The organism is Sphingobacterium psychroaquaticum, assembly GCF_004421025.1.
Classification (GTDB): domain Bacteria; phylum Bacteroidota; class Bacteroidia; order Sphingobacteriales; family Sphingobacteriaceae; genus Sphingobacterium; species Sphingobacterium psychroaquaticum.
The window spans coordinates 1,574,141-1,586,760 of the sequence record NZ_CP038029.1 but is presented as its reverse complement, the minus strand read 5'-3'; the positions used below and the strand labels follow the sequence as shown (position 1 = coordinate 1,586,760).

Below are 12,620 nucleotides of genomic sequence, written 5' to 3'. Positions count from 1 at the left end.
AAAGGTCTTGCTCATATGCAAGACCTTTTTTGTTGTTATTAAACTTTCTTCACCCCCAGGCGCATCACATGCTTATTTAACAAAGAGAAAACACCTGCCAAAATAATAGCACAGCCTAAGATAATAAAGACATTATTCACTCCAACTAAATCCGCAGCCCAACCTGTTCCCAATAAACCGAAAATTGTAGGAATAACCGCAATACTGTAATACATGGAGAAAACACGCCCCATAACCTCGGGCCGAACCTCTTCCTGTAGCAGCGTGACGAAACTAGCGTTATAAACAGAAGCCGCAATTCCACCCAGAATAGTCAGACCTGTAAATAGATAAAACATCGAAGCAGACAAGTAGCCTGAAAGTGCTAAACTCAAGCCCAATAAAACTATCGTTAAGTTAATCATAAATGCTTTAGAAATCGTTGGTTTAAAAAAACCAAGAACACTCCCCCCTAATAACATGCCTACTCCCCAGGCGATTTCTATGACACTCATCTCCCACTTGCCTCCACCAAAATGGTTGAGTGTAAGCAACGGAAACAAGACAGCAACAGGCATCAAACAGAATGTCGCTATGGTAGAAAAAAAGAACAACCAACTTAATCCCCTATTGTTCAAAATCTCTCGAAAACCAACCATCAGGTCATCCGTAACCTGTTTAAAACTGGTCTTTGCTTTTTCATCACCTTCTGGATTCGGTATAAACACAAACAACAGGGAGATAATAGCTATTATGGCACCTCCAATATCCAATAACAACACATTTCCAATTGACATTAACGAGATGGCCAAAGCCCCCAAAGCCGGCCCCGCGATAGCTGATATCGACTGAATCATCTGATTTACACCCGCAATGCGCAAAAGTTCACTTTCAGGCGCGATCATTGGCACTGCGGCCTGCATCGCTGGCATGTGAAACGCCGATCCTACCGACCGCAAGCCAAGCATAACATAAATTAAAAGCAAGCTCTCATTACCGTAATAGAAGCTTACTGACATGACCAAGGTGCAGAGTGCCACAAACCCATCAGCAAACATCATCGTTTTCTTTCGATCCCATCGATCGATAAAAACGCCGGCAAAAGGTCCGATCAATGCCGCCGGTAGCATACCCGCTATCGCGCCGTATGCCAACACCTCCGCTGAACCGTGCTCTATACTTAACCATATTATGATGGCAAAGTTTACGGCAGAGCTACTGATTAGGGAAATAAATTGCCCCACCCATATAAATAGAAATTTCTTTTTCCACGAATCTTGCATAAAAAAAAGCATTAGTTTAAAACACTGTAAACACAGGTTTTATCAATCAATAAAAATAATAAAATGAATTATTCAACAAACTAGAGACCGTTTGTTGAAGAGACTACTACCTATATAAAATTAAATCTATATAGTAGCTACGCAACAAATCTGTCACGTTGTCTTTGGCTGGTATATATGGAGCGCAACTTCATAGCGGAGCAAAACTAAAAAATTTAACTCTAAATTCAATAAAAAAAATAAAATAAACCTGCGATTATTCATCTGCAGGCTTCCATAAATCAATTACTTCCAACGAATATGAACCCCAAGAGGCTCCCCGCGATTAAACTCATCTTTCGTCATATCGTAGGTAGATTCATAAAAAACAAAATATAAATCTTTCTTTATTTGCTGGATCGGAATCTTCCTGTACGGATCTAAAAGAGCAATATTGGCAATGGTTCGCTTACCGACGTAGCGTCCCCGACTCTCTCGTGGATCCCGATCAAAGCGATGTTCTTCTGCAGATGAATAAAACCAATAATTGGGTGCATCATTCGATACCATTACTGCTTTATCATCATTAAATAACGCATCAGCCATCCCTGTATTTTCGTACCACGACACTTCTAGATCAGCTTCCCCTATCGCCGAACGATATAGATCGTCCTCCAATGTTGCGCCAACCAACACACCTTCATCGATAATGTGTTCTATTTGTATTTGAAAAGGTTGTTTACGCAAAGTGATTTCCCCCGTTCGGTCCACAGAAATCACTTTCCCCTCTTGAATAAACTTTACAACAAACATACGATCTTGTCCAAGGACACCTCCTACAAAAAGGGACAACAACAAGAGGCAAAAAAAGTGTTTTTTCATCAGACTACTTCTATAATTTATTGTTGCAAGGTAAACAATCCACGAGGAATTTTCCTTTCTGTTAGAATAAAAAGAAGCGTTCACATTAATTTTAGGAATAAAAAAAACAGCCCCCACAAAAGCGTGGAGACTGTCTCACCTTAAAACCTAAACACTTACAACTATTTATTTCACTTCTAACAAACGCTTCGCTATTTGCGCCTCTTCTTTCTTCCCTACCGTTATCGTTAAGATACCATCCGTATAGGCCGCATCGATATTGTTATAATCTACCGATTCTGGCAATGCGAAAGAACGGGTAAACGAAGTGTAACTGAATTCCTTTTTACTGTAAAGTTTTTCTTCTTTCACTTCTTCTTCTTTCTTCTCTACAGAAACAGTAATCAAATCTTTATCTACGTTAATTGCAAAATCTGATTTTTGCAAACCTGGAGCCGCCATTTCAATCTTGAAAGCCACATCGGTTTCCGAGATATTAATTGCTGGAACACGGGTCGTCAAACGATCCGCAACAAAAGAATCGTCGAAAAAATTATCAAAAATACTGTTCACGTACGGGTTCATAGAACCGGAATGAATTGACTTTGCTGGAAACTTTAATAATGCCATTTTTATATCCTCCTGTTTTTTTAGCTAATTATTTCTATTGTATTACATCAATAGGTTATCAAATGCCATACCGAAGGATATACGGCTATAATTAAATGACTTTTTGTCATCACACCGTGTAAATAAAATGACAAAAAGTCATTTTTCTTTATTTTTTATAGCAAAGCGTCACCTCTGAGTTTAATGTATCCCAGCCAAAAGGAGGCGTCGTCTTGCGCACGACAACTCGCACCTGCTCGACAAAAGGGAAACGCGAGCATACTCCTTCCAAAATTTCTGCAGCCGCAGACTCTAAAAGCTTACGCTTGGTGCGCATAACCGCCGTTAGAAGCGCGAAGAGTTCTTCATAATTTAAGGTATGCCCCAAATCCTCCTTGTCTACCATCGTAAAGGGAAAAGAAACAATGAGATCGACAAAAAACTCGTTCCCTAGCAGTTGTTCTTCCTCATAAAAACCGATTGGCGAAAAGAAACGCATATCGCGTAGTGCCACTTCCTGTGTTGTTGTCCCCATGCAACAAACATAGAAAAAACTTGGAATTATTTGTTTAATATTGCACAAACCTATAGCACATCCGCATGAGAAAGCGTTTTTTTATTCTACCTCTAGCAGGCTGCATCATCAGCCTCGCTACGACAGCCCAAACAAAATTCCAACCACAGGACACCGAATTTTACAGCCCTAAACCACCAGTCGTGACGCTAGTAAACCATGTTCCGAGTGATGCTATTTCACTTTTTAACGGCACAAATCTCGATCAATGGGAGAGCGATGGAAAATCTGGTGGAAAAGCAGATTGGACCATCAACAATAACATCTTGACGGTAAAACCCAAAAGTGGTAACATAAAGACCAAACAAACATTCGAAGATTTCCAACTTCACCTCGAATGGCGGAGTCCTGAGATCGTCAAAGGCAATGGTCAAGGACGAGGCAACAGCGGCGTCTTCCTGCAAGGATTGTATGAAATTCAAGTCCTGGACAACCAGAACAACCCCACCTACGTAAACGGTCAGGCAGGAAGCATCTACAAACAACAACCGCCTTTAGCAGAGGTACAGGCAAATGCAGATCGCTGGCACACCTATGATATCATATACACGGCCCCACGATTCAATAAAGACGGCATTCTACTTAGCAAAGGACGCGTCACTATTCTACATAACGGTGTACTCGTACAAAACAACACACAGATCGAAGGTACAACCGAATATATTGGGCTTCCGAAAATAAATGCACACGGCGCTGGCCCCATCGTTCTACAAGACCATGGCGACCTCGTTAGTTTTCGCAATATCTGGATCCGACCTTTGTAACTTTATCATAAACGAAAACAGAACGAGGTTTTAGTTTAGCTTACATTTTTCTAATTTAGCACTCTTTAAAAACAAGAAAAATGAAGAAACTACTCGTACTGTTTTTGTTCGGTTCTTCGTTCGCCTACGGCCAACGCAACTTCAACATTAACGAAACGGTTTTTGGCCCGCGCCAGTACGCTCCCAAAGCAATTATGGCTCAACAATGGATTCCGGGACAAGATGCTTTCACCTACCTGGACGACACCTACCAACGTCTTATGGTACGCGACGCAAAATCCAACTGGACAGAAAGGGAAGCCATCAATGCGGCTCGAATAATGGAGATCCTACCAACGATTCTACCAGGCAAAGAAGGCGCTAAACTAGCTATGTTCCCTTATGATTACCAGTGGAAAGACAGCAATACACTTCAATTTGCCGTACAAAACGCAAGCGGCAAACATGTTATAAACTACAATACAGCAAGTAAACAGGCAACACTTTTAGCAAGCACGCCTACCGATGCGAACAACATCGAGTACAACGCTGATTTAACACAAACAGCCTATTTAATTGAGAACAACATTGTTATAATCGACAACAATGGCAAAAAAACGACAGTAACTAACGATAGTAATAAAGGTATCGTAAACGGAAGCGACTATACGCATCGCCAAGAATTCGGCATAAAAAAAGGAATGTGGTGGAGTCCAAAAAATGATAAGCTTCTCTATTACCGCAAGGATGAAACAATGGTATCCAACTACCCACTTATTCAATGGAACGAGCGTGTAGCCACTGTAAAAGACATTCGATACCCCATGTCGGGGATGAAAAGTGAAGAAGTAACGCTTGTTGTGTACGATAGTAAAACCGGACAAAAGACAACCCTTAAAACCGGTGAGCCTAAAGAGCAGTACCTCACTATCTGCACCTGGGACCCGTCAGGTGAGTACATTTATGTCGGTGTCTTAAACCGCGAGCAGAATCACTTAAAATTAAACAAATATCAAGCGACAACAGGTGATTTTGTTCAAACTTTATTTGAAGAAAAATCCAATACCTGGGTAGAGCCGCAACATGCGCTAACCTTTTTACCGAACAACCCGAAGCAGTTCTTGTACCAAACGGACAAAGATGGTTTTAACCAACTATTTCTTTACACAACAGAAGGTAAGTTGGTAAAACAGTTAGGGTTCGAGGATGTTATCGTTGACAAGATACATGAGTTCAATACAAAAGGAGATCGTTTAGTTTACACCGGCATCACCAACAAAGGTCTAGATCGTCAGCTTTTTGAAGTACAGATCCCATCCGGGAAAACAACGCAGCTAACAAGTGAATCGGGATTCCATACCGCGTCATTAAGCAGCTCCGGAAAGTATCTCTTTGATCAGTACAGCAATATCACCACGCCGAACAAGGTCGACTTAACCACGGTTGGCAACAAAACCAAAGTGAACATGGTAACGGCCGAAAATCCATTTGTAGGCAAGATTGACCTTCCAAGGATTGAAGCGGTATCGTTGACATCCCCGGATGGCACCACTGCTCTTAACGGTCGTATAATTTATCCAAATAACTTTGATCCAAGCAAGAAATATCCCGTTATGGTTTATCTATATGGCGGATCACATGCGCAGCTTGTACAAAACAAATGGTTATACGGCGCAGGCTACTTTGATCTCTATATGGCGCAACAAGGTTATATTGTTTTCACCCTAGATAACCGTGGGTCCGATGCCCGTGGAAGAGATTTTACCCGTGTCACGCACCGTCACCTCGGACAAGCGGAGATGGCCGATCAGATGCAAGGTATTGCGTTCTTAAAAACCAAACCTTTTGTAGACCAAACACGTATGGGTATTTTCGGGTGGAGTTTTGGTGGTTTTATGACCACTTCATTCATGACACATCACCCTGAAGTGTTTCATACAGCCGTTGCTGGAGGCCCTGTAATGGACTGGAAATATTATGAGATCATGTACGGCGAGCGCTACATGGACACCCCGCAAGAGAATCCTGAAGGATACAACCAAACCTCCTTACTCAATAAAGCAGATAAATTAAAAGGTAATCTTTTGATTATACATGGTGCACAAGACCCTGTTGTAGTACAACAGCACAGCATGGAATTCGTTGAAGCTTGTATCAAAGCGGGTAAGCAGGTAGATTACTTCCTGTACCCAACCCACGAACACAATGTTTCTGGTAAAGATCGCGTACATATGTATGAGAAAATAGCGAAATACTTTGATATTCACTTGAAAAAGTAAAACAACAGAAGAGAATATCTAAAAGCCTTCTTTTTCCTCTTTATCCTTAGACAGACCAGGATAACCGGAAAAAGAAGGCTTTTTTTGTTACACCCCTACGGATGTTTTAGCGTAACCATCGTTATGCACAGCCGCTACTGCGCGGCCTGACGGATCATTCAGATGCTGAAAGGAAGCATCCCAAGCTAAGGCTTCAGGCGTACTACAAGCAACAGACTTCACCGAAGGAACGGTCTTTGCTGCAGCCTCGGAAGGAAAGTGCGATTCAAAAATAGTACGATACAAAAATTCCTCTTTATTTTTCGGTGTGTTGATCGGAAAACGAGACGCTGCTGTTTCAAACACAACATCGCTCACTTGCTGCTCCGCTTGCTCCTTCAAGGTATCAATCCAACTGTACCCCACGCCATCCGAAAATTGCTCTTTCTGGCGCCATGCGATGCTTTCTGGTAAATAGTCCTCAAATGCCTTGCGCACTACCCATTTCTCCATGCGACCTTCTCGAATCATTTTATCATCGGGATTCAACGTCATCGCTACATCCATAAACTCTTTGTCCAAGAACGGAACCCGCCCCTCAACACCCCATGCAGCCAACGATTTATTAGCACGCAAGCAATCATACAAGTATAGTTTTTTCAATTTTCGAACGGTTTCCTCGTGAAACTCCTTTGCATTAGGTGCCTTATGAAAGTAAAGATACCCACCAAACAGCTCGTCCGAACCCTCGCCAGATAATACCATCTTAATTCCCATCGATTTAATAACGCGTGCCAAGAGGTACATCGGTGTCGATGCCCGCACGGTCGTTACATCATATGTTTCCAAATGGTAGATCACATCACGAATAGCATCTAAACCTTCTTGAATCGTAAAGTTTATCTCATGGTGTATCGTACCAATATGGTCCGCCGCTTTTTGTGCCGCAATCAAATCCGGAGCTCCTTTTAATCCCACAGCAAAAGAGTGCAACTGCGGGTACCACGCATCTTCCTTACCTCCGGTCTCAATACGTTTAGCAGCGAATTTCTTTGTGATCGCCGCAATCACCGACGAATCCAATCCGCCAGATAGCAATACACCATAAGGAACATCCGACATCAGCTGCCGCTGAACCGCATCCTCTAATGCTTGACGGAGCTTCTGCATATCAGTCTCCACTCCTTTAACGGTATCATACGATTCCCACTCTCGCGTATACCAGCGCACTGGCACATCGCTTTCCTTACTATACCAATAACTACCTGGAGGAAACTGTTCTATTTCTTCACAAAACCCCTCCAAAGATTTTAGCTCGGAAGCCACAAAAACCTGTCCATCAACATCCTTCCCATAATACAACGGAATAATCCCCATATGATCTCGGGCAACAAGAAATGAATCATTTCGACTATCATAAATAACGAAACCAAAAATACCGTTCAGTTGCTCAATAAACTTAGGTCCGTGTGCTAGATACAAGGCCAAAACAACTTCAGAATCCGATTGAGTCGAAAAATTATAATCAGGCAAGGAATTGCGCAACTCTTGATGGTTATAAATTTCACCATTCACCGCCAACACAACAGCTCCATCTGGACTGAACAATGGCTGACTACCCGATTTTGGGTCGACGATAGCCAATCGTTCATGTGCCAAGATAGCGCGCTCATGCGTATATATGCCGGACCAATCTGGCCCACGATGACGAATACGCTTTGACATTTCTAAGACCTGCGGCCTAAGCTTTTCTAAAGAGGATGGCTTTAATTCAAAAGCACCAACAATTCCACACATAATTAAAATTTTATTAATGTTCTATATGTTTTGTTCAAATAATGACACAAATAAATGAATAATAAAATTAAAATCATAATGTTTTTTATTTTTTATTGAAAATAACACAAATTAAACAATGAATCATTAGTAATTTAACATTAAAAGGACAGAATCATTGTAAATTAAAAAAGCCTTCACAAGCAGATGATGCTCGTGAAGGCTTCTATCCTTCGGATCATGGTACATTATAAAATACCGTGTAGGGAGCCTCCTTTGACCGCCAGCTGGTCCACTCTTCGTTCCACCGACTCATCCTTAATCAACGCGGGTGCATGGTGCGGTTTGCTCCGCGCATCAATAATCAAAGGCCCATGGCAGCCCCAGTGTTTAAATGCCGTAAAACTATCAATTCCATAAATATCATACGCCGGGTTGCTACGCGTAAAAGTAACCCAGACCATATTGTTAAGATTCGCTGCCGTAAAACCAGCATCATCCGCTAAAATGATCAATTGGATACCTGTCCAATCCTGATTTTTAGCTTCTGCACACCACTTGTCCAAGAAAGCAACTTCATCGTCATACGAGATAAAGGCACGTCCATCCAAAACCAAGACTCCCGGCATGGCCATCTTCCCTTGATCAAAAGGTCGCGGAATACGTAAATCCACGGGTACCTCTTGTGCTAATGTTCTTTTTTTATTCCCTACAGCGGCAAAAGTTACTTTAGAACCAGCATTGAGACCATCTCCGGAATAATCCAAGGTGTCAATGGTCGTATTGGTTAAAAAATGTACATCTCGACTAAAGTCGATTCGTTCGAGAATATGCATCATAAAACTTGATATATCATGAATATCAAGTTGTGGATTATCCTCATGTGCCGCAATAAAGAGATACTTTGCTAGACTTAATTGATTTGTACCAAGCACCTGATTGGCAATGGTGAGCAGCTCTTGCGGTCTTTCAACCTCCTGATACGGTGTATAACGCTCACTTCCAATGGCGAAAAGCAAAGGATGTACCCCTGCTGGATCGACAGCATGAACCGCATGGAGGCCATTAATCTGCTGGGGAATTGCATTTCCCGTAATTTCATGGATCAACGCACCAAAGCTCGTATCTTCCTGTGGTGGCCTTCCTACCACAGTAAATGACCATATTGGATTCTTCTTGTGGTACACCCGATGTACCTTCATCAATGGAAAAGGGTGTGTTAAACTATAATAACCAATATGATCTCCAAAAGGTCCTTCGGGTTTGTTCTCGTTGGGATACACGGTACCTGTAATCACAAAGTCCGCATCTGCGGACAAACAGAAACCTTCCTCGTCATAAAAATATCGAAACCTTCTATTTCCAAGTGCACCCGCAAAAATCATCTCCGATAACCCTTCGGGCAGTGGCATGACCGCTGATAACGGATGCGATGGAGGCCCACCAACAAATATACTTACCTTTAAAGGGCGCCCAAGCGCGTTTGCCTTCGTTTGATGCACCCCTATACCGCGATGCAGCTGATAATGTAGACCAATCTCTTGATCGGGGATATATTCGTTACCGGACAATTGAATCCGATACATACCTAAGTTGGCCTGCATAATACCAGGCTTGGTCACATCTTCTGTGTATACCTGCGGCATCGTCACGAAGGCCCCTCCATCCATCGGCCAATTTACAATCTGTGGTAGTTCCGAAATCGTCGTTCTTCCATGTAAAATCGGTGCTCCCGACTTCTTCTTCCAAGGTAGTGCCCCTAAAGCGACCATCGATGATCCGATATAATCGAATGGTTTTTTTAAAACACGTGAAGGATCCATCTTTACATCCGTTAGTTTCTTCACGTGCTCCAGCGTATCACGAAACATAAATTTAGAGCGATCTAATGTTCCGAACAAGTTTGACACGGCTGGAAACTTACTTCCTTTAATATTTTCAAAATATAAAGCAGGTCCTTCGACGTCAAAGACACGCATGTGTATGGCTGCCATCTCCAGATAGGGGTCAACTTCCTCTTTGATGCGAATAAGGTGTCCGTGTCTTTCCAGATCAACCACACACTCCTCTAAACTTTTATATCCCATTATATCCTAATTCTCTAATATTTTACACCTCAAACCAACTACTTCCTGCTCGCTCCTTGGCCGGGGCCATGCCCAGCTCCTACAACTACCTACTACTAACTATCCTCTACTAACTACCCCCTACTTCTTCAGTATCAATTTTTCTGTTGGCAAATCATCCTCTATCCCGATAAAATAGCTCGTAAAGCCGAATTTTTCGAGCAATCTTTTGGACGCACCATTCTCCGGGTCGATAATACCGATAATATCGCGCGTGGGGTCTATCTGGGCGGCTAACTCCAGCATCGCTGCGCAGACCTTCGTTCCGAGACCTTGTCCCCAATATGCTTCTTTCAGTAGATAACCAACTTCAAAATATTGCGGATCCCTCTTGTTAAACTCCAACTTCGCATCGCCCATAACCGCACCCGTGTTTCCATCGATAACCAAAAAATAACCTAGCGATGGGTGTCCCTTATTCACGAGTAGATCTGAATCAAATTTAGCACGCGCTTCCGCTTCTGTCAAACCTTTTCCGGTTACGTATTTCATTACCTCATCTCGCTGTACTAATTCAAAGAAAGTATCAAAATCTCCTTCTTCATATTTTTTATACTGTATCTGATAGTCCATATAAATCCATTCGTATCGTAGGTTCACAAGATACTTAAAATCGTACATTTTTCGCATCTGAAATACATTTTAGCGGCATACATTTTTATATTTCCTGCGAAACGAATTGGTGTTATCCCAGAAAATTATCTAAGTTTATAAAAAAAAGAATGTACATTTTCACCAACGACTATGCGGAAGGTGCGCATCCAGCGATCCTTCAAAAGATGCTAGACACCAATTTCGAACAGCAGACGGGCTATGGCGAAGACCAGTATTCTATAGCAGCCAAAAAAGCCATCCGAAAAGAGATTGGCAATCCACACGCATCGATCTATTTTATTGCCACAGGAACACTGACCAACCAGCTTGCGATATCCTGTCTCCTGAAGTCACATGAAGCGGTTATCAGTGCCAAATCGGGGCATATTCAAGTACATGAAACGGGAGCCATTGAAAGCCTCGGAAACCGTATTATTCCGGTCGAAACAACAGATGGAAAAATCAGACCTGAAGACATAATCAAAATTTGTCACGCACATACGCTACGACCGCATGTCGTAAAACCCCGATTGGTTTACATTACCAACGCGACCGAAATCGGTTCCATTTACTATAAAGAAGAATTGATTGCACTCGCTGCCTGCTGTAAAGAAAACAATCTGCTTTTGTATATGGATGGTGCACGGATGGGGAATGCGCTGATGGCAACGGATAATGATTTGACGCTACAAGATATGAGTCGACTAACAGATGCCTTTTATATTGGTGGCACAAAAAATGGAGCCCTCCTTGGGGAGGCCCTTATCTTCAATGACCCTGAAACCTATCCGGAATTTGATTACCTATTAAAACAAAAAGGAGCTTTGCAAGCTAAAGGACGACTGTTGGGGATACAATTCTTGGAATTGTTCACCGATAATTTATATTATGAGCTAGCGGATCATGCAAATAAAATGGCGATGAAGATTCGTCACACTTTTAAAGAAAAAGGTTACGAATTCTTACTCGAGTCCACGACCAACCAAGTATTTCCCATTCTTCCCAATCGGGTTATTGAAACGCTAAGAACGAATTATTCATTCTTAGAATGGGCGAAGGTAGACAGGGATAAAACGGCTGTACGTATCGTAACCTCCTGGGCCACTCCCGAGTCTATTGTTTATGAATTTATTCGGGCAATACCGCACTAAAAAACATCAATTGATCAGCCCTCGCATTGCGGCGTACTTTATCAAAGAGGCTGAATTTTTTGCACCTGTTTTATCGATCAGATTTTGACGATGTCCTTCGACAGTTCGTTTACTTAAAAACAGTTGATCAGCAATCTCTTGATTGGTAAAACCTTCGCCAATTAAATGCAAAACCTCGAGCTCTCGATCGCTTATTTCTATTTGATCGAGGGCTCGTGTGTTATCTAATCCATATTGTGGTTGCTCGCGTAAGTAGGTAATGAGAAGTTGGGACAGTTCATCACAAAGATACCGCCCACCTTTATGTACATGCTTCACCGCAAAAAGAAGTTCCTCATAATCTATATTTTTAACCAGATATCCACTTGCCCCTTTTTCGAATGCTTGGAGCAAATGGGCTTGATCGTTCAACATAGAAAGCAATACAAGCTTAATCAAGGGATAATCGGAACGCAGTCGATCAGCGAGTTCCATCCCGTCCATTTCTGGCATACTGATGTCACTAATAATCATATCACAATCGACCCCACCCTTTAACAAATCAACCACTTCGCGCCCATTGTCAAGCTCTGCAATTACTTCAATATTTTCATCGGTATCGAGTAACATCTTTATCCCATTTCGAACCAACAAATGGTCATCTGCTAAAATTATCTTTATCATACTTTTTTATCTATATATTTACCG

Annotated in this window: 11 protein-coding genes; 3 read left to right on the top strand and 8 right to left on the bottom strand. The window is 42.1% G+C overall.

Going from position 1 to position 12,620, the window contains the following annotated elements; all coding sequences use genetic code 11:
* Positions 1-38: 38 nt before the first annotated feature.
* The 4 genes from E2P86_RS06535 to folB form a co-directional block, all read right to left on the bottom strand.
* Positions 39-1,262: an MFS transporter gene (locus tag E2P86_RS06535; RefSeq protein WP_134431704.1), complete on the bottom strand. Its 1,224-nt coding sequence runs from the start codon at positions 1,260-1,262 to the stop codon at positions 39-41.
* Between the two features lie 285 nt (positions 1,263-1,547).
* The gene (locus tag E2P86_RS06530) at positions 1,548-2,123 is read right to left on the bottom strand and encodes a hypothetical protein (protein WP_134431701.1); all 576 of its coding nucleotides are present in this window, start codon (positions 2,121-2,123) and stop codon (positions 1,548-1,550) included.
* A 165-nt stretch (positions 2,124-2,288) separates the two neighbouring features.
* Positions 2,289-2,732, bottom strand: coding sequence for an Hsp20/alpha crystallin family protein (locus tag E2P86_RS06525; RefSeq protein WP_085472639.1), 444 nt, complete (start codon positions 2,730-2,732; stop codon positions 2,289-2,291).
* A 148-nt stretch (positions 2,733-2,880) separates the two neighbouring features.
* Entirely contained in the window at positions 2,881-3,246 is a 366-nt protein-coding gene (gene folB, locus E2P86_RS06520) for a dihydroneopterin aldolase (protein ID WP_085472638.1), read from the bottom strand.
* Between the two features lie 65 nt (positions 3,247-3,311).
* Here folB and E2P86_RS06515 point away from each other — a divergent pair, with 65 nt between their 5' ends.
* A complete protein-coding gene (locus E2P86_RS06515) occupies positions 3,312-4,049 on the top strand; it encodes a 3-keto-disaccharide hydrolase (RefSeq protein ID WP_085472637.1) in 738 nt (245 codons plus the stop codon).
* An 80-nt stretch (positions 4,050-4,129) separates the two neighbouring features.
* On the top strand, positions 4,130-6,307 hold the full coding sequence (locus E2P86_RS06510; protein WP_134431698.1) for a S9 family peptidase: 2,178 nt from the start codon (positions 4,130-4,132) through the stop codon (positions 6,305-6,307).
* A gap of 87 nt (positions 6,308-6,394) precedes the next feature.
* Here E2P86_RS06510 and asnB read toward each other — a convergent pair whose 3' ends face one another.
* From asnB to E2P86_RS06495, 3 genes are all read right to left on the bottom strand, one after another.
* Positions 6,395-8,083 carry an asparagine synthase B gene (asnB, locus tag E2P86_RS06505; protein ID WP_085472635.1) on the bottom strand — a complete coding sequence of 563 codons (1,689 nt, stop codon included), beginning with the start codon at positions 8,081-8,083 and terminating at the stop codon, positions 6,395-6,397.
* 227 nt (positions 8,084-8,310) lie between these two features.
* Positions 8,311-10,149 carry a UbiD family decarboxylase gene (locus E2P86_RS06500; RefSeq protein ID WP_134431695.1) on the bottom strand — a complete coding sequence of 613 codons (1,839 nt, stop codon included), beginning with the start codon at positions 10,147-10,149 and terminating at the stop codon, positions 8,311-8,313.
* A gap of 120 nt (positions 10,150-10,269) precedes the next feature.
* Positions 10,270-10,818, bottom strand: coding sequence for a GNAT family N-acetyltransferase (locus E2P86_RS06495; protein WP_200811772.1), 549 nt, complete (start codon positions 10,816-10,818; stop codon positions 10,270-10,272).
* Positions 10,819-10,910: 92 nt separating this feature from the next.
* Between E2P86_RS06495 and E2P86_RS06490 the strand changes: the two genes are divergently transcribed.
* On the top strand, positions 10,911-11,933 hold the full coding sequence (locus E2P86_RS06490; protein WP_134431692.1) for a threonine aldolase family protein: 1,023 nt from the start codon (positions 10,911-10,913) through the stop codon (positions 11,931-11,933).
* Positions 11,934-11,939: 6 nt separating this feature from the next.
* Here the strand turns inward: E2P86_RS06490 and E2P86_RS06485 are convergent, their stop codons facing one another.
* Positions 11,940-12,596: a response regulator transcription factor gene (locus E2P86_RS06485; RefSeq protein WP_085472632.1), complete on the bottom strand. Its 657-nt coding sequence runs from the start codon at positions 12,594-12,596 to the stop codon at positions 11,940-11,942.
* Positions 12,597-12,620: the final 24 nt, after the last annotated feature.